This window comes from Methyloversatilis sp. NSM2, assembly GCF_038066675.1.
In the GTDB taxonomy this organism is placed as follows: Bacteria; Pseudomonadota; Gammaproteobacteria; order Burkholderiales; family Rhodocyclaceae; genus Methyloversatilis; species Methyloversatilis discipulorum_A.
This window is the reverse complement of sequence record NZ_JBBUKV010000004.1, coordinates 120,094-137,055: the sequence shown is the minus strand read 5'-3', so window position 1 is coordinate 137,055 and position 16,962 is coordinate 120,094. Positions and strand designations below refer to the sequence as shown.

Here is a 16,962-nt window from a genome sequence, read left to right as displayed (position 1 = left end):
TTGCCGAGGTGATGGTGTTTCCTCAGGAAACGCTGCGGTGTTTCACGAGGAAACCGCACGCCCGGTCGCGGCGGAGAGAGCGTCGCGGTGAAGTCGTCGAGGCGGGCCGACGCGTAGCGCGCAGAACGCCGCGCAGCAAAGGTTCTGACGTGTTGACGCAGTCAGTTTTCTGCTGCCGGCACGCCTTCTGCTAAGTCGGGTTATCGGCGCATTACCGTCGATCCGAGCAGCAGTACGACATCACCTCGCTACGTACCGGAAAGGACCTCACATGTCTCGCAACGCAGTGGAGTGGAAGCAGACGCCGAGCTTCCCCGAATCTCACTATGTCGACACGCGCATCTATACCGAAGAGGACATCTTTCTCGACGAGCAGCGCAAGATCTTCAACAAGTGCTGGATCATTGCCTGCCACGAGTCGGAGATTCCGAACGCCTACGACTACCGTACGTTCAGCCATCCTGGCGGGCCGCCGCTCATCGTGATCCGCGGTGAGGACATGAAGGTGCGGACCTTCTACAACATCTGCCCGCATCGCGGCAACACGCTTCTTTACGAACCGGTCGGAAACGCCAAGCGCATCACCTGCATCTTCCACGCATGGTCGTTCAACGCGACCGGCGACTGCATCGACATTTCCCGCGGCAAGGAGGGTTATCAGGACCGCTTCGGCTGCAAGGATGCAGGACTGCGCGAGGTGAAGACCGAACTCGGGTTCGGTGGCTTCGTGTGGGTTAACGTCGATGACGAGAGCTGCACGCTGAAGGAATACATCGGCGAGGCGATGGGCATGCTCGATGAGCATCTCGAACAGCCGCTCGAGGTGTTCCACTACCACAAGGCGGTCGTGAATACGAACTACAAGCTGTGGCACGACACGAACAGCGAGTTCTATCACGACTACATGCATTACTTCAATCGCATCACCGGCATGATCCAGCCGGGCTACTTCGATCGGAAGTACACCGGGTATCCCAACGGACACGCTTCGGTCGGCTCGATGGCGATCAAGTACGACGCCTACGAGGGCAGTAAGGCACGCGGTGTGGGCTGGCCTGGTCTGGCTCCTGGCGGCTGGGTGCTCATCGATATCTTTCCCGGCATGACCTACAACCTGCGCACCTCGGTGCTGCGCATGGACACGGCGATTCCGCTCGGTCCGAACAAGCTGCTGATCGAGTTCCGCGGACTCGGACTCAAGAGCGATACGCCTGAGCAACGCGCCGAGCGCATCCGCGACCACAACATGATCTGGGGGCCGTTCGGCCGCAACCTGCACGAGGACCTGCTTGGCGTCCACGGCCAGGGACTTGCGATGCGCGAGCGCACCGACAGTCGGTGGGTGATCCATGGGCGCGAAGAGAACATGACCATCCATGACGAAGGCGGGATGCGTCACTTCTATGCCGAATGGAGCCGCCGCATGGGACGCAAGGCCTACGACCCGTACGGCGAACAGGCTGCTGTGGCGAAGTGACTCCTGATCAACCGAACCGATACGAGAGGGCAAGCGTGGATACCAGAACCGCCATTACCGAACTCATCCACAGATCCGGTCTGATCATGGACGAGCGCGATTTCAAGGGCTATCTCGACCTGTGTGCGCCGGATTACCAATACCGGATCACCACATACAGCCCGGAGATCCGCAAGGACATGACGTGGCTCGAGCATGACAAGGCAGGCATGAAGTCGCTGTTCGACAACCTGCATCGGCACAACAGCGACAAGTCGCCGATCAGCCGTCACATCAATGTCTGCCTGGTCGACATCGATGAAGCGGCCGAAGAGGCCAGCGTCACCAGCACGATAGAGGTGTTCCGCACCACGCTGGATGGTGGCGAAACCGAGCTGTTCGCGGTGGGCAAGCTTTACGACACGGTGACGCTGGGCCATGACGGCCCGGCCTTGCGCAGTCGGAATGTGCGCCTCGATACGCGGCTGCTCGGCTACGGCTATCACATTCCGTTCTGACCTCGGCCGGGGACACGACATGAAGATCCAGGTCAACGCACGAAACCGTACACATCTGTTCGAAGCCTCACCGGGCGAGAAGATCCTGCACGGTGGTCTGGCGCGGGGCATCGCGCTTCCCTATGAATGTGCAAGTGGAACCTGTGGGACCTGCAAGGCGAAGCGCGTGTCGGGCGACATCGATGACGCCTGGCCTGACGCACCCGGACGCAAGAGCCTGAAGTCGGCAGATGAGTTCCTGATGTGTCAATGCGTGGCCCGGACCGATGTCGTGGCCGAGGTGCCAGCCTTCGTGCAGATGATGGATACCGGCTCCTGCGTGCCCTGCGCAGGTGCCGGGCGCATCGCCTCGACCGGGATGCTCACGCACGACGTGATGCTGATCGATGTCGAAACCGACGCACCGGTGGAATTCGACGCCGGCCAGTTCGTGCTGCTCGGTGTCGATGAGGTGGAAGGCATGCGCGGGTGGTCGATGGTCAACTTCGATCGCCATGCGCGCACCTTGCGCTTCGTCGTCCGCCGCAAGCCGGGCGGCGTGCTCTCGGACTGGTTGTTCGGCGCCGCATCGCGTGTCGGGACACGTGTGTCGCTGTTCGGGCCGCTGGGGCACGCAACCTTCTACCCCAGCCTCGGACGCGACCTGCTGTGCATCGCTGGCGGCAGCGGCATCGCTGGCGTCATGTCCATCCTTTCGCGTGCCGAGCAGGACGAGTACTTCGGCCGCCATTCGGGCGATGTGTTCTTCGGAGTCCGTACCTCGCGCGATGTGTACTTTCTCGACGAGTTCACCCGCTTGCGTCGTGTCTGTGGCGAGGGGCTCGCCGTCACCGTCGCGTTGAGCGACGAGGACCCCCCGTCCTCGCTGGTGAACGATTACCCGCTGATCCGCTTCGATCGTGGCTTCGTTCACGAGGTGGCCAAGCGGCACATGGTGGGACGCCTGGGCAACGTCATTGCCTATCTTGCAGGGCCGCCACCGGCGGTCGATGCCTCGATCCGGATGCTGCTGCTGTCGCGCGTTACCGCAGACAACATCCGGTACGACAAATTCAGCTAGGACCGCGGGCATGCAAAAACAGCGAATCTGCAGCGCGTCGGACGTCCCGGACAACGGGATGAAGAGCTACGACATCGAAGGCATGAAGATCCTCGTCGTGAACGCTGGCGAGTGCTTCCATGCATATCAGGGGCTGTGTCCGCACCAGGACGTGTGCCTCGACGAAGGTTACTTCGACGGCCAGTTGCTCACCTGTCATCAGCATCTGTGGCAGTGGGACATCCGGACCGGTGAGGCGGTCGGCCTGGCCGAGGCGCCGCTCGAGAAGTACGAGGTGGAGGTCAGCGATGGCGAGATCTTCGTACTGCAGTCGAGTGCGCTCAAGGCGGTGGACATATTGAAGGACGTCTCGGCGGCGTCACTCGAGCGGCTGGAGGGATTGGCCCGACGGGAGCAGCTCTCGGCGGGCACGGTGATCTACGAGGTCGACGATCCAGCCGACGACCTCTACGTGCTCGAGTCAGGCCGCGTGGAGTTCACGATAGGGCGCGACGACCGCACGCGGCTCGCGGGCTTCATGTTGCGCAAGGGCGAAGTGTTCGGCTGGGCGGCTTTGCTTGAGCAGCACCCTCGACGCATCGCCCGCGCCGTCTGCCATGAGGACTCGGTGCTGTTGCGGCTGAACGGCGAAGCCATGCTCGATGCGCTGGAGGCCGATCCGACCTCGGGGCTGATGGTGATGCGACGGCTGGCGACGCTGGTCGCACGCCACACGACAGGACCCCAGAACAGTTAGTACCGGACCGGACAGACGGTCCCGAAGTATCCGGAAGGAACGGAGGAGAAGGTATGCAGATGCAGTGATGTGGCAGTGCGGAGACTTCGGTGTCCATACCAACAATCAGGAGGAGAGTTTGCCATGGGTAATCTCAGGAATCGGGTATGCAGGATGGTGTCGACGCTGCTTGCAGCGGCGGCGTGTGCGCTGGCAGGTGGCGTCGCGCAGGCCGGCGACATCAACTTCGGCAAGGTGGGCGAACCGGTGAAGCTCGTGGTGGGCTATCAGCCCTACTACACGGAGTCGTGGTCGGGCGTCGTCATGCGCGGCAAGAAGTTCTACGAGAAGTATCTGCCCAAGGGCTCCAAGGTCGACTTCGCGGTGGGCCTGCAGGGCGCGGTCGTCGTCAATGCGATGCTCGCAGGCAAGCAGCACATCGGCTACGTCGGCGACATGCCGGGCATCGTATCGACGACCAAGCAGCAGGTCGCCGACATCCGCATCGTCGCGGCGCTCGGCCTGGGCAAGGACCAGTGCAACATCTTTCTCGCCCGCAAGGACGCGCCCAACTTCGCATCGCCGAAGGAGGCACTGAAGTGGCTCAACGGCAAGAACGTGGCGGTGCCCAAGGGTAGTTGCACCGACCGCTTCGCGCAGGAGACCTTCAAGAAGGAGAGCATCACCCCGGGCGCCTATCTGAACCAGAACATCGAAGTCATCACCAGCGGCTTCCGCGCCGGCAAGCTGGACGCCGCGGTGGTCTGGGAGCCGACGGCGTCACGCCTGGTGCAGGAAGGTTTGGCGAAGCGCGTCGCGTCCGGAACGGCGGTCGACGAGAGCGACGGCGGCTTTCTCACCATGCGTGAGGACCTGATCCGCACCCGTCCGGATGTCGTGAAGGCCTGGCTGAACGCGGAGCTCGATGCCCAGCTCTTCCTCGCTGACCCTGCCAATGCGCAGGAAATCGCTCGCATGGCGATGGAACAGACCACCGGTTTCACCGAGCGTGCGCTCTGGTCCTCCATGTTCCTGCGCTATCCGGACAGCGCCGGCGGCGTCGATCAGCGCCTGCTGCTTCCCTTCACGATCACGCCCGAAGTTCAGGCACTCATTACCGATGCCACCGCCTTCCTGTTCGCCATCAAGAGCATCAACGTCGACAAGCTTCGCCCGGAAGCCGTGATGCCCGAGTTCACCCAGGCTGTCCTCAAGGAGCGCGGACTGACTTCGCCGATCGGTGCCGTCAAGGCGCTGCCGGAGTCCGCCTACAAGGGTAACTGAGCGCGTCCGCACGGGGCGGACGCGTCACACGTTGAATGCGAGGGAACATGGAACAAGTCGAACGCTTGCTTAAGCGGACCTTGCCCTTCCAGGTCGTGTCGCCGGAAACGCTGGACGGCATTGCCGAGATCTCGAGACATGAGGTCTTCAAGGCGGGTGAGGTCATCTACGGGGCTGGTCAGCCAGCCGAAGAGGTCTACGTACTGGTTTCGGGCCGGGTAGCGCATCGGATAGATCCGGAAATCAAGGCGCGTGTGCATGAGAAGGAGCTGCAGGTCGGCGACGTCTTCGGCTGGGCCGCGATACTCGAGGGCGAGAAGGTGCGGCTTGCCGACGTCGCCTGTATCGAGGCGGCCGAAGTCCTGAAGATCGACGGCGCACGCCTGCTCGACCTTCTGCGCAAGGACGTCAATTTCGGCGAGGCGGCGCTGAAGAGCTTTTCCCAGCTCATCAGCCAGCAGTACTACCTGCCGCCGTCGGTGTCCGAGCGCGTGCCGACCACGCTGTCCAAGGTGGGTGACACACATGCCCCCGCCTCGAACGAGGCCGAGCCGCAGACGGCTTCAGCGTGGACACTGACCATGTACCGGGCAGGCGAATGGCTGAGGAGCCCCGACCCCTACCTGATGATGGTGGGCTTCGCACTGATGCTGGGCTTCTGGTACCTGACGGTGGAGGTGCTCAAGCTGCCGCGTTTCGAGGATCTGCCGGGCCTGACTACGGTGGTGAAGGAGTGGTTCGCCGAGGATCCGGTCTATGGCATGTCGATCTACACGGCTGAGTACTACCAGCACATATGGGTGAGCATACGACGCGTAGCCATCGCCTTCCTGCTGGCGACCGTGCTCGGGGTGCCGCTGGGGCTGTTCCTGGGATGGTCGCGCAGCTTCCGCGAGTACGTATTCCCGGTGTTCGAGCTGCTTCGCCCGATCCCGATCCTCGCATGGGTGCCGCTGGCCATCATCATGTTCTCCGGCAGCGAGACGCCGGTCATCTTCCTCACCTTCCTCGCCTCCTTCTTTGCGACCGCACTCAACACGATGCTCGGTGTGGAGTCGATCGACGAGTCCTACACGCGTGCCGCCTGCTGTCTCGGGGCGAATCGCTGGCAGGTATTCAAGGAAGTGATCGTGCCGGGCTCCATGCCCTACGTGTTTACCGGACTGCAGATATCGGTCGGTGTCGCGTGGTTCTCGCTGGTGGCTGGTGAGATGGTGTCGGGGCAGTACGGACTGGGCTACGTGATCAACACGTCCTACACGATGGTCAGATACCCCACCATCATCATCGGCATGGTGACTCTCGGCATCGTCGGTTACACGACGAGCGCGATGGTCCGGGTGGCCGGCAACTACATGATGCAGTGGCGTCTGCGTGAAATGGCTCTGGGAGGTCGGTGATGAGTGCTGTGCTTGAGAAGGTACGTACGCAGGGCAACGAGGCGCGCTACGGGGCGATCCGGATCGACGACGTGGTCAAGATCTACGATCCGGAAGGTGCCGCCGTAATGGCTGTCGATCACTGCACGCTGGACATCAAGGCGGGCGAGATCTGCATGATCGTCGGGCCGTCCGGCTGCGGGAAGACGTCGTTGCTGAACGCGATCGCAGGTTTCCACGACATCACTTCGGGCGCCATCTACATGGATGGCGAGATGCTCTGCGGCCCTGGCAAGCCGAAGGCAGACCCCGGCGCCGACCGCATCGTGGTGTTCCAGAACGGCGCGCTGTTCCCGTGGAAGACGAATCTCGAGAACGTCGCCTTCGGCCCGATGATGCAGGGCAAGCTGAGCAAGAAGGAAATCATCGAGAAGGCGCGCAGCATGATGGCGGATGCCGGCCTCAGCGGCACCGAGCACAACTATCCGGGCGAGGTGTCGTCGGGCCTGCGGCGGCGGGTCGAGATCGTGCGCGCACTGATGAACGACCCCAAGGTGCTGCTGTTCGACGAGCCCTACCGGGCGCTCGATTCGCTGACCCGGTCGGTGATGCACGAGTCGCTGCTCGACATCTACTACAAGAACAAGGTGACCATCTTCTTCATCACCCACGACCTGGAAGAGGCGATCTTCCTCGGCCACAAGCTGGTGATCATGACGACGCGTCCATGCCGCCCGAAGAAGGTGCTCGAGGTCGACATTCCGCATCCGCGGGACTACAGCGTGCTGACCAGCCCGCGTTTCCGCGAACTGCTCGAGGAAACCGCGTCGGTCGTGCATGAAGAGGCGCGCAAGTCCTTCGCCTCCGGCGAGAAGGAGGGTTGAGCGATGAACATGAAGAAGATACGGCGTTCGCTGTTCAGCCGCACCACGCTGCGCGCCATCGTGTCGATCACCGTCTTCCTGATTCTCTGGGAGGCGGGATCGAGGTCGAAGGAATGGGCGGGCTTCACCATGCCCTGGATCGGACTGGTACCACCGCCGACCAGCGTTCTGGCGGTGTGGTGGGATCTTCTGGGTGATACCGGCTACTGGCAGAGCTGGTATCTGAGTCTGATGCGCGTACTGAGCGGCTTCGTCGCGGCGATGGTGATAGGCATTCCGCTTGGCCTGCTGATGGCGGTCAGTCGAACTTTCAATTCGATCACCTTCCCGTCGTTCGAGATCCTGCGACCGATACCGCCGCTTGCCTGGGTGCCGGTCGCCATCATCTTCTGGCCGACCGAAGAGCTGTCGATTGCGTTCGTCACCTTCCTCGGCGCCTTCTTCACGGTGGTGATCAACGTGCTGGGTGGTGCGCGCTCGATCGACATGCGCTTCTACCAGTCGGCGCAGGCGATGGGCTCGTCGCAGTGGGACATCTTCAAGCGCATCGTGCTGCCGGCGACCGTGCCGTCCATCGTCGTGGGCTCATCGGTGGGCATGGGCATCACCTGGAACGTGGTGGTGGCCGCAGAGATGATTTCCGGCGGCGGTGGCGGCGGGGGGTCGGGCGGCGGACTCGGGTTCTTCATCTGGAACTCCTATGTCGGCGGCTCCTATGAGCAGATCGTCATCGGAATGATCAGCATCGGCATCGCCGGCTATGCGTGCAGCGAGCTTCTGCGCGGCATCGGCGGCTTCTTCACGCCCTGGCTCAGAACACGGTAAGGAGGCGAATCATGGCAAGTGCACAACACGGTGCGATGGCGCCGATCACCAGCAAGATCGCGATCAGTGCCGGGGAGATGATCGTCAGCAATGTCTGCAAGTCCTACGGCACGGGGCTGTTCGAGAAGAAGGTAGTGAAGGACTGTTCGTTCAATGTCGAGCGCGGCAAGCTCACCGTGATGATCGGTCCCTCCGGTTGCGGCAAGAGCACCCTGATCAAGTTGCTCGCGGGTTTCGAGAAGCCTACGAGCGGCAACATCCTGCTGAATGGCAAGCCGGTCACCGGGCCAGGTCGGGATCGACTGGTGGTGTTCCAGGAGTCGGCGCTCTTTCCGTGGATGACGTCCTACGACAACATCATGTACGGACCGATTGCGCGAGGTGAGGACGACAAGAAGGCGCGCGATCTCGCCGAGTTCCTGCTCGACAAGGTGGGCCTGCGCGACTTCCGCAGCAAGTATCCGATGCAGCTGTCGGGCGGCATGCAGCGCCGGGCGGAGCTGGCGCGCGCGATGATCAACAACCCGGAGGTGATGATCCTCGACGAGCCCTTCCGCGGACTGGACGCGATGTCGAAGGAGCTGATGTGGGAGTACTACTCGGCGCTGTACGAGGAATCGCGCCGCACCACCTTCTTCGTCACTACCGACATCGATGAGGCGCTGTTCCTGGCCGACCGCCTGATCATCATGAGCAACATCCCGACCCGGGTGAGAGCCACCATCGAGGTGGACATTCCGCGGCCGCGCAAGCTGGCCGACTTCTTCCTTGGCGACCGCGCCAACGAGGTGAAGATGACCGCACTGTCACTGCTGCACGAGGAGGCGATGAGGTCCTTCGCCGGCGGCAGCAAGGCGGCCGCCGACTTCGTCGAATCCTATGCAAGGAGATCACAGAGGGCGTGACACGTCGCGCCGCATGGCGCGTGCGTCGACACCCGGACGGGCGTGCCTGACGGTGCGCCCGCAGGGAGCGCTCGCGCCAGAAAAACGTGGAGTCGCTTCATCGCGCCTCCGCGCAACAGCCGGACGGGGCAAAGAAAGCCCCACTCTTAACTATTCAAGACAGGCGGACACCATGACCCAGAACGTGATCGACATGCGCAGCAGACCTTCCTACCTGCATGATTTCTATGGCGCAACGCCCGACACCCCCTCGTTCGAGGTGGTGAAGTGGCTGAACCGCCGGACCGGATCCCAGGACGAGCTGCATTTCACCCGCTCGAAGAACGCCAGTTCCTTCGTCAAGGAGATCCGGGCGGCCGGGATTGCGCAGGCGGTGGTGGTTGGCCGGGACACGCCGGGGATCAAGCATTCGAACGATGAGATCATGAAGATGGTGTCGGAGCACAAGGAGCTCGTCGGCATCGGCTCGGTCGATCCGCACGCCAGCGGCATCAAGGCGGCGACCGACGAGATTGAACGTGCGGTCAGAAAGCTCGGCCTCAAGGGCATCAACATCGAGCCCGGCTTCTGCAACCCGCAGGTCGCCGCGGACGATGCACAGCTCTATCCGGTCTATGAGGCCTGCCAGGCGCTCGGCGTGCCGGTGACCATCATGTCGGGTCCGACCACGCCGCGCTTCGAGCTGACGGATCCGGCGTCCATCGGACGTGTGGCCAAGAATTTCCCGCAGCTCAAGATCGTCTGCTATCACGGCTTCTGGCCCTATGTGAACGAGATGATCGGCATCGCCTTCCGCTGGGACAACGTGTTCGTCGTGGCGGACATGTACATCTTCCTGCCCGGTGGTTCGCTGTATGTCGAGGCCGCCAACGGCTTCATGCAGGACCAGCTGCTGTTCGGCAGTTCCTATCCGTTCCGTGCGATGGGTCAGTCCGTCGAGGACTACCGTACCCTCGGCTTCAAGGAATCGGTCATCCACAAGGTGATGGGCGGCAACGCGAAGCAGGTTCTGGGGCTTTGAGTCGACGGGCGGGGAGGCGGCGATGAACTCGATGGGGCAAGCCATATCGATACGACGGGCAGACGATGATGACGTCGCCTGGCTGCTCGAAATGTACACATCGCTCGACTTTTCGCCCGAGCCATCGTTGCCGCTGGCCGATGCCCGTGCGCGCTTCCAGCGGATCGAGGGATACCCGGACTACCGGGTGTACGTCGCCGAATGCGACGGCGAACGGGTGGGGACGTTCGCCCTCATCATCATCGACGGGCTTGCACATGGCGGGCGTCCGCACGCGATCGTCGAGGACGTCGTGGTCGCACCGGGGCGCCGCAGCAGTGGAGTAGGTCAGGCAATGATGCGCTTCGCCATGGAGGGCTGTGCGCAGGCCGGCTGCTACAAGCTCGCGCTGTCGAGTCACCTGAGGCGAGAAAAGGCGCACCGCTTCTATGAAATGCTCGGGTTCGAGCGGCATGGCTACAGCTTCATGATCGAGTTCTGAACCATGTCGACGACGAAGTCGATGGCCTGCATCGTCACGCTTCAAGGATCAAAGGTAGGCAGCGACGTACCGCTTGCTCCGCGCCGGAAGCGCGCCGGTGTCTCCAGCGACGTACGAATCGGCGGAGGGTCAGTCAAGCGCCAGCATGCGGAGCGCCATCTCGTTGAAGCGCTCGGAGATCGTCTCGGCGCCGAGGGAACCGTCCGGTCGCATCCAGAGGTAGCTGTAGAAATACATGCCCAGTACGCCTTTCAGCACCACGGGGTCGTATGGCCTGAAGAGACCCTGTTCGGCGCCGGCGATGAAGGCGTCCTTCCAGACACGTTCGTAGCGCGTGTGCAGCGCCAGCACTTCCGCACGGCGCGTATCGGTCAGCGACTGGACTTCCCGAAAGCACACCGTCAGCTCCGCCTGATGGGACGCGATCATCGAGATCAGGTGGTGACCCAGTATGCAGATGCGTCTTCTCGGGTCCGCTTCCTGTTCGGCGGTCACTGCAAGTTCGTTCAGATCGGTGATGTACTCGCGCGCAATGTCGTAGAGAAGGTCGTCCTTGCTGCGGATGTGGTGGTAGAGCGCCCCGCGGCCAAGCTGGACTGCGTTCTGCAGCTCGGTCATTCCCACCGCGTGATAGCCGCGCTCGGCAAAAAGGCGGGCGGCCGCCTTGACGATGCGTGCCCGCTGCGAACGGTCGTCCTTCGTGTCGACGCTCATGAGGTCGGCCCCGGAGGGGCCAGAGTCCAAAGATCTGCAGATCATAAATTACCCACTGTGCCTTGCGTTCAAAGCATCGTGCCCAAAGCGATGTGTTGAGCGACACCCACACGGTGGGGATGTCACGGAGCGAGTTTCGTCCGCCGCCCGAATGAATTGATTGATCCAACCAGTACGCCGACGTAGTATACCGACCGATCGGTACAGTCCCGGTCATCGGATGTTCCCAACCACCTGGAGGTCATCGTGGATCAGAAGATTGACGGAGTACGTTTGGTCAAGGCCGCTCGGGCCGAACTCGAGGCGCACAGTTCGATTACGCACAATCCGTCGCGACGGGCGATGCTCGCGAAGACGGCCGCTGCCGCGGTAACCGGGTTGGCTGGCGTCGGTGTCGCGCGCGCGGAGCCGCTCGCGGTGCCGGAATCGAACAAGGCGCTCGGACGCCCCTTGCCGCCGGAAGAATATGGGATGCCGTCGAAATACGAGTCGCACGTAAAACGACGGCGAACCGATGTTCTCGTTAACAGGCAGAACTACTCGGACTGGAGCTTCACGCCGCTGCATCAGCAACTGGGTACCGTCACGCCGAACGGGCTGATCTACGAAAGGCACCACAACGGGGTACCGGACATCAACCCCGATCAGCATCGCTTCGCCATTCACGGCATGGTCCGCCAGCCGCTGGTCTTTTCGATGTCCGACCTGATGAAGTACCCGTCGGTATCACGCTTCCACTTCATGGAGTGCTCGGGCAATGGCCTCACCGACTGGCTGAAGCCGGCGGCCCGCACCGTGCAGCAGACGCATGGACTGCTGTCGTGCGCCCAGTGGACCGGCATTCCGGTATCGACGCTGCTCGACGAGGCGGGCGTCTCGCCGTCCGCCACCTGGGCACTGGCCGAGGGCGCGGACGGTGCAGCTCACGCACGCAGCATTCCGATGAAGAAGCTGCTGGAGGATGCGCTCATCGTCTACGCGTCGAACGGCGAAATGCTCAGACCGGAAAACGGTTACCCGCTCCGTCTGTTCATTCCAGGCTGGGAGGGAAATGTCAGCATCAAGTGGTTGCGCCGGCTCAAGCTGGGCGACCAGCCCTGGCATCTGCGCAGCGAGACCGCGCGCTACACCGATCCGATGCCCGACGGGAAGTGGCGCCAGTTCAGTTTCGAGATGGAGGCGAAGTCGGTGATCACCTCCCCGTCGGGCAGTATGAAGATCCGCCCGGGTCCGATCGAGATCGTCGGCTTCGCATGGTCCGGCAATGGGAGCATACGCGCCGTGGACGTCACGCTCGACGGCGGCCGTACCTGGCGCCAGGCTCAGCTGGAAGGGCCGGTGATGGACAAGTGCCTGACGCGATTCCGGCTGCAGTGGAACTGGAACGGTGGTCCGACAACGATCGCCAGCCGCTGTGTCGACTCGACCGGCTACGTCCAGCCGACGGTCGAGGACATCCAGAAGGTGCGCGCGATCACCGGCTTCGTGCAGCACCACAATGGTGTGTTTCCGTGGTCCATCAACGAAGCAGGGGAGGTGAAGAATGCGATCGCTTGAAACAGTGACGATGGCCCTGGCGACTTCCATGGCGCTCATGGGCTGCGCCGGAAATGCGGTGAATTCGGCGACGGCATCGCCTCACGCTCGATCGATGGCGCTCGGCACCCCTGTCGTCGAAGCGGATCTTGCCGCCTGGAATATCGATGTCCGCGGTCCGGACGGGCAGGGCCTGCCCTCGGGATCGGGCAACGCACGGACGGGGAAGGCCGTGTTCGACGCAAAGTGCGCGTCCTGCCATGGCGCCGCGGCCGCAGGCGGACCGATGTTCGGAACCATGGTCGGCGGTATCGGCTCGTTCAAGACCGACAAGCGTCTGCTCACGCCGGGCAGCATGTATCCGTATGCGCCGGCACTGTTCGATTACATCCGCCGCGCCATGCCGCTGACCGAACCGCAGTCGCTCAGCAACGACGAAACCTATGCGGTGACTGCTTATCTGCTGCATCTCAACGGGTTGGTGGAGCAGGATGCCGAGATGAATTCGACCAGCCTGGCGGCGATCCGCATGCCGAATCGGGACGGCTTCATCGTCGACGACCGGCCGGATACGAGCGCTGCCCGGTGCATGCAGGACTGCAAGCCGCTTCGCACAAGCGTTGCAGCACCTTGAGGAGGCGATGGCAGATACGTTCGCCATCTACACGGCAGACAGTGATCAGGACTGCACGAGCTGATACTGACTGATGGATTGCCGGGGTAGCGTCGGCGTGGCCGACCGCTCCGACGCCAGGAGGTGTGTCCATACCCGGCCGATCTCATCCGCCTCACGGGATCTGGTCGGCCGGGTTACGTTGGTCTCGTCCCGCACTCCGACATCGCACGGCGGGGCGCTACACAGGCATTCGCTTCGCCGCAAAAATTGAATTCGGCGTGTAAACGGAAAAGGCCCGCATCGCTGCGGGCCTTTTGTGTCTTGGCTCCCCGACCTGGGCTCGAACCAGGGACCTACGGATTAACAGTCCGTAAGGGTGGGGGCGTTCATCCAAATCTGGTTGAGCGCTCTATCATCATAAGCTTGGCTGATTCATCGCATAGAGTTCAACATCTGCATTGACGTCCGCGTTAAACAGACAGTTAGGCTAGTGAGCAAAGAAAGGGCGCCGCATTGCGGTCGCCGACTACGATTGATTAATGATGAACCCTACATAAGAGAAGAGTTCCCAGTACGCGTACGCAAGCACTACGGTCTTTGACCAGAAACAAATGAGCGCGGGCCAGTTGATTGAGCTAGGCGCTTTGAATTCACTGGACTCCGATGTGCCTGCCCGCTCCTTCCATCGATGAAAAATGCCCCAGACAACCGTGCCAAAAATGTACTGGAGTAGATCTAGCGCAAGACATATCACTACAAGCTTCAATGGCTGAAGCAGTTCCTTGGGTAGCGAGATGGATGTCCCGTCCCCTGCTTTAAAAAGCCAAATCACTGCGATTGCTGCGAAGGCTAACTGTCGCGCAATGTCGCTTACTTTCCCTGTATGGAAATAGTAGTTCTCAAGTGCGTTTTGGAGCTTCATTTCTTCGGCTTCCGTGGCCCACCACTATTCGTGCCGCTATGCGCCTTTTGTGTAAGGGCAGATCCGGCCGCACTCTTTGCTGCCTTGGAAGAAGTTGAACTCTTTAAGGTCTTGGACGCTGCGCTAGCTGCCGCGCTTGACGTTTCTTTGTTCGGCGCTTTCCGCTGGGAAAGCGCGCTACCGGCGGCCGATTTGGCCGCCTTACTGCTGCTAGGGGATGCTAGCGTTTTTGCAGCCTTGCTGGCCACGCTCTTTGAAGTCACTTCTTTTTTTGCCATCTGTATTCCTTCTTCAACAAACAAGTCTAACGCCAAGCTTCAGTCGCAGCCACGCCGGAGCAACAGCGGAGCGGTGAAAGTCGTCTTGAACCTCTCTTTAGGGGCGTTTCAGAAGAGCCTCTCGCCCACTATGGATTGCTCCGCGACAATCGCGTTCTCTGATAGGAACGCTTTGAGCTGCTCGTACCTCGTCCGATACTTTGCGGCTTTGATTACCTTTGGACTAAAGCACAGACTAATTTCTGAGATTAACCCCTTCGGATTCTCTGAGAAAAAAAGTGGTGCGATAAGGTCAAGCATCGTCTTAGCCGTTGGCAGCTTTCCTTGTTCCTGCCGCGTATGTGCATTAACCGCAAACCTGAATGAGCCAAGGACAATGTCGATGACACTTCCGAAATGCGACTGGCCGATGGCGGAGTAGTGGAAGCCGATTATTCGATTCAGCCTCATCTTTTCCGAGTAGGGAAGCCCTGTCAGACCAACAGAAAATTTTTCACGAAGGTGGCCATCAATCTTCTTGTCTTCGAAACGATCTATCAGCACCAAGCCGTGGCTCTTTGGTCGACTCAGCAGACAGTCGAAGTGAAAACAAATTGTGTTTATGGCGTTTCTTCTCGCCTCATCAGGGCTTGTTGCCACGTTGTGTAGGATAAGAGACGCAAGAAAAATTGCTTTGTGTTGTACAGCCGCCTGAATGACGGCCTGCTTCACAGCACTAAACTCCTGGTGAGTTAGATGCTTTGGACCTGGATTAAATTTGAGAACAAAGTCGGGAGCGATGCCGGCATCCTCTCTTATCTTCTCCACTGCGGCGGATAACGCAACGGCCGCATTTGCCTCTACTGCTAAGCCACCGTAGACAAAGAAGTCGTTGTCCTTCTCTTCAAGGTTGCTTTCGTCGCAGTACAGCAGGTACATGCTTTGCCTTTAAGGTGAGGTCGACGACACCGTCGTCGCATAAGCTGGGCCTTGTCTAGCGAAACAACCAAACCAGACAGGTACTTTTGCTTGTGTAGTCATTGTGTTGCGGCAGATGAAGTGCTTACTCTCAAGGATATGAGTCAGCAAAACCGGGCGCTGCATGGCCTGCGTTCCTGCCACATGCGTCACCGCAGTCCACAGTCCTTGATGCCAATAGCTTGCGCGACTATAGCGGGCCGTATTGCGATTTGGAATCCCGAGCGAACTCCTGATCGATCTCCGCCGCATAACGCGCATTGACCGACGGGGACAAATGGGCGTATCGGCGCACCATCGTGGCTGACTGCCAACCGCCGAGTTCCTGCAGGACGAACAGCGGCACGCGTCGCTGCACCAGCCAGCTCGCCCAGGTGTGGCGCAGGTCGTGCCAGCGGAAATTCGTGATGCCGGCGCGCTTGAGGGCCTTGCGCCAGCTTCTGGTATTGATACTTTTCAGAGGTCGCCCGGCGTAGGTCAGCACATAGACCGAATGCCGCCCGCGACGCCGTTTCAGCACTTCGAGCGCGGTGTCGTTCAGCGGAACTTGCAGGTCTTCGCCGTTCTTGGTGGCGTCGCCGTAGATCCACGCGATCCGGCTGCGGAAGTCGATGTCGGTCCACTTCAAGCCGAGGACATTTCGCTGTCGTAGGCCGGTAGCCAGCGCGAGCAGGCAGGCGTCGCGCTGGTGCTCGGGTAGCTCCTGGAGCAGGGTGCGCGCCTGGTCGGGCGTGATCCAGCGGACGCGGCGCTTCGGTTCGGGCGCCAGGCGGACGCGTGGTGCCCTGTCGATCCACTCCCAGTCCAGTGCCGCACGCCGAAGAATGGCGCGGGTGAGGGCCATGTATCGGTTCACGGTGCTTGGGCCTGAGCCTTCTGCGCGGCGAGCGCGCGCGAGGTCGCGCAGGGTGTCGCTGTCTATCTCCCGCAGCCGCCTGTGGTTCAGATGGCGGCCAATCCAAAGCAGCTTTCTGGTGTCTTCGTGGGCGGTGCGCTTGTGCTGCGTTTCTTCCTGCCAGCGTTCCGCCGCCTCTTTGAATGTACGCATGCCGTCTGAATCGGTCATGCCGTCGCCCTCTTTATCGGACATTCGGACGAGTCAAGAATGATTATCGTTTGACGATAGGTTCTTGTCCTAAGTCCGTATGAAAGGCCCGGTCGTGCTGCGCACCACCGAAAGTCAAAGGCGACGAAGTGTGCGGGCACACCTCGTCCAGCTCGAGGCCGGACCCTGTCCTTCGGACAGCCGGTGTTTGCGGGCTTTGCCCGGAGCCCGCTTCGCGGGGTTTCGGGTTGTCTCCGCTTGACCGATTGCGCCCGCCGTCCCATCCGCTTCCTTCCTCGCATATCGCTTCCTGGATTTGAAAGCAGGCAAGAACTCGCGCCAGCGATGAAGCCGCTGTCACGCCTT

At 61.2% G+C, this 16,962-nt stretch carries 16 protein-coding genes; 13 read left to right on the top strand and 3 right to left on the bottom strand.

The genetic code is table 11. The features are described 5' to 3' along the window. The first annotated feature begins 271 nt into the window (after nt 1-271). The 11 genes from WJU27_RS08335 to WJU27_RS08285 all read left to right on the top strand — a co-directional run bounded on the left by WJU27_RS08335 (nt 272) and on the right by WJU27_RS08285 (nt 10,528). The gene (locus tag WJU27_RS08335; protein WP_020164167.1) at nt 272-1,477 is read left to right on the top strand and encodes an aromatic ring-hydroxylating oxygenase subunit alpha; all 1,206 of its coding nucleotides are present in this window, start codon (nt 272-274) and stop codon (nt 1,475-1,477) included. A 35-nt stretch (nt 1,478-1,512) separates the two neighbouring features. Further along, on the top strand, nt 1,513-1,974 hold the full coding sequence (locus WJU27_RS08330; RefSeq protein ID WP_020164168.1) for an aromatic-ring-hydroxylating dioxygenase subunit beta: 462 nt from the start codon (nt 1,513-1,515) through the stop codon (nt 1,972-1,974). Further along, on the top strand, nt 1,922-3,034 hold the full coding sequence (locus tag WJU27_RS08325) for a 2Fe-2S iron-sulfur cluster-binding protein (protein WP_232415992.1): 1,113 nt from the start codon (nt 1,922-1,924) through the stop codon (nt 3,032-3,034). The genes WJU27_RS08330 and WJU27_RS08325 overlap by 53 nt, the downstream gene beginning before the upstream one ends. 10 nt (nt 3,035-3,044) lie before the next feature. Beyond that, nucleotides 3,045-3,770, top strand: a complete 726-nt coding sequence (locus WJU27_RS08320) for a cyclic nucleotide-binding domain-containing protein (RefSeq protein WP_341421793.1) — start codon at nt 3,045-3,047, stop codon at nt 3,768-3,770. Nucleotides 3,771-3,893: 123 nt separating this feature from the next. Continuing rightward, a complete protein-coding gene (locus WJU27_RS08315) occupies nt 3,894-5,033 on the top strand; it encodes an ABC transporter substrate-binding protein (RefSeq protein ID WP_232415993.1) in 1,140 nt (379 codons plus the stop codon). Nucleotides 5,034-5,080: 47 nt separating this feature from the next. Further along, the gene (locus tag WJU27_RS08310; protein WP_020164172.1) at nt 5,081-6,433 is read left to right on the top strand and encodes an ABC transporter permease subunit; all 1,353 of its coding nucleotides are present in this window, start codon (nt 5,081-5,083) and stop codon (nt 6,431-6,433) included. After that, complete coding sequence (locus tag WJU27_RS08305; RefSeq protein ID WP_020164173.1) at nt 6,433-7,296, top strand: ABC transporter ATP-binding protein; 864 nt, start codon at nt 6,433-6,435, stop codon at nt 7,294-7,296. The genes WJU27_RS08310 and WJU27_RS08305 overlap by 1 nt, the downstream gene beginning before the upstream one ends. Nucleotides 7,297-7,299: 3 nt before the next feature. Then, nucleotides 7,300-8,121 (top strand): ABC transporter permease, encoded by an 822-nt coding sequence (locus tag WJU27_RS08300; protein WP_008060904.1) that lies wholly within the window; start codon nt 7,300-7,302, stop codon nt 8,119-8,121. A gap of 11 nt (nt 8,122-8,132) precedes the next feature. Beyond that, the gene (locus WJU27_RS08295) at nt 8,133-9,026 is read left to right on the top strand and encodes an ABC transporter ATP-binding protein (RefSeq protein ID WP_232415994.1); all 894 of its coding nucleotides are present in this window, start codon (nt 8,133-8,135) and stop codon (nt 9,024-9,026) included. A 172-nt stretch (nt 9,027-9,198) separates the two neighbouring features. After that, entirely contained in the window at nt 9,199-10,047 is an 849-nt protein-coding gene (locus WJU27_RS08290; protein ID WP_341422112.1) for an amidohydrolase family protein, read from the top strand. Between the two features lie 31 nt (nt 10,048-10,078). Further along, entirely contained in the window at nt 10,079-10,528 is a 450-nt protein-coding gene (locus WJU27_RS08285; RefSeq protein ID WP_341421792.1) for a GNAT family N-acetyltransferase, read from the top strand. 129 nt (nt 10,529-10,657) lie between these two features. Here WJU27_RS08285 and WJU27_RS08280 read toward each other — a convergent pair whose 3' ends face one another. Further along, entirely contained in the window at nt 10,658-11,242 is a 585-nt protein-coding gene (locus WJU27_RS08280) for a TetR/AcrR family transcriptional regulator (protein ID WP_020164177.1), read from the bottom strand. A 246-nt stretch (nt 11,243-11,488) separates the two neighbouring features. Here WJU27_RS08280 and soxC point away from each other — a divergent pair, with 246 nt between their 5' ends. Both soxC and WJU27_RS08270 read left to right on the top strand, forming a co-directional pair. Then, on the top strand, nt 11,489-12,799 hold the full coding sequence (gene soxC / locus WJU27_RS08275; protein ID WP_341421791.1) for a sulfite dehydrogenase: 1,311 nt from the start codon (nt 11,489-11,491) through the stop codon (nt 12,797-12,799). Further along, complete coding sequence (locus WJU27_RS08270; RefSeq protein ID WP_029143619.1) at nt 12,786-13,412, top strand: c-type cytochrome; 627 nt, start codon at nt 12,786-12,788, stop codon at nt 13,410-13,412. The genes soxC and WJU27_RS08270 overlap by 14 nt, the downstream gene beginning before the upstream one ends. 1,290 nt (nt 13,413-14,702) lie before the next feature. Here WJU27_RS08270 and WJU27_RS08265 read toward each other — a convergent pair. Next, nucleotides 14,703-15,512 carry a DUF3800 domain-containing protein gene (locus tag WJU27_RS08265; protein ID WP_341421790.1) on the bottom strand — a complete coding sequence of 270 codons (810 nt, stop codon included), beginning with the start codon at nt 15,510-15,512 and terminating at the stop codon, nt 14,703-14,705. Between the two features lie 229 nt (nt 15,513-15,741). Continuing rightward, nucleotides 15,742-16,641 (bottom strand): tyrosine-type recombinase/integrase, encoded by a 900-nt coding sequence (locus tag WJU27_RS08260; protein WP_341421789.1) that lies wholly within the window; start codon nt 16,639-16,641, stop codon nt 15,742-15,744. Nucleotides 16,642-16,962: the final 321 nt, after the last annotated feature.

Excerpts from the sequence above, each read along its gene's own strand:
- WJU27_RS08295 (WP_232415994.1), top strand. The coding sequence starts at position 8,133 with ATGGCAAGTGCACAACACGGTGCGATGGCGCCGATCACCAGCAAGATC.
- WJU27_RS08260 (WP_341421789.1), bottom strand. The coding sequence starts at position 16,641 with ATGTCCGATAAAGAGGGCGACGGCATGACCGATTCAGACGGCATGCGT.
- WJU27_RS08280 (WP_020164177.1), bottom strand. The coding sequence starts at position 11,242 with ATGAGCGTCGACACGAAGGACGACCGTTCGCAGCGGGCACGCATCGTC.
- WJU27_RS08305 (WP_020164173.1), top strand. The coding sequence starts at position 6,433 with ATGAGTGCTGTGCTTGAGAAGGTACGTACGCAGGGCAACGAGGCGCGC.
- WJU27_RS08335 (WP_020164167.1), top strand. The coding sequence starts at position 272 with ATGTCTCGCAACGCAGTGGAGTGGAAGCAGACGCCGAGCTTCCCCGAA.
- WJU27_RS08285 (WP_341421792.1), top strand. The coding sequence starts at position 10,079 with ATGGGGCAAGCCATATCGATACGACGGGCAGACGATGATGACGTCGCC.
- WJU27_RS08265 (WP_341421790.1), bottom strand. The coding sequence starts at position 15,512 with ATGTACCTGCTGTACTGCGACGAAAGCAACCTTGAAGAGAAGGACAAC.
- WJU27_RS08310 (WP_020164172.1), top strand. The coding sequence starts at position 5,081 with ATGGAACAAGTCGAACGCTTGCTTAAGCGGACCTTGCCCTTCCAGGTC.
- WJU27_RS08320 (WP_341421793.1), top strand. The coding sequence starts at position 3,045 with ATGCAAAAACAGCGAATCTGCAGCGCGTCGGACGTCCCGGACAACGGG.
- WJU27_RS08315 (WP_232415993.1), top strand. The coding sequence starts at position 3,894 with ATGGGTAATCTCAGGAATCGGGTATGCAGGATGGTGTCGACGCTGCTT.
- WJU27_RS08290 (WP_341422112.1), top strand. The coding sequence starts at position 9,199 with ATGACCCAGAACGTGATCGACATGCGCAGCAGACCTTCCTACCTGCAT.
- WJU27_RS08270 (WP_029143619.1), top strand. The coding sequence starts at position 12,786 with ATGCGATCGCTTGAAACAGTGACGATGGCCCTGGCGACTTCCATGGCG.
- WJU27_RS08300 (WP_008060904.1), top strand. The coding sequence starts at position 7,300 with ATGAACATGAAGAAGATACGGCGTTCGCTGTTCAGCCGCACCACGCTG.
- WJU27_RS08325 (WP_232415992.1), top strand. The coding sequence starts at position 1,922 with ATGTGCGCCTCGATACGCGGCTGCTCGGCTACGGCTATCACATTCCGT.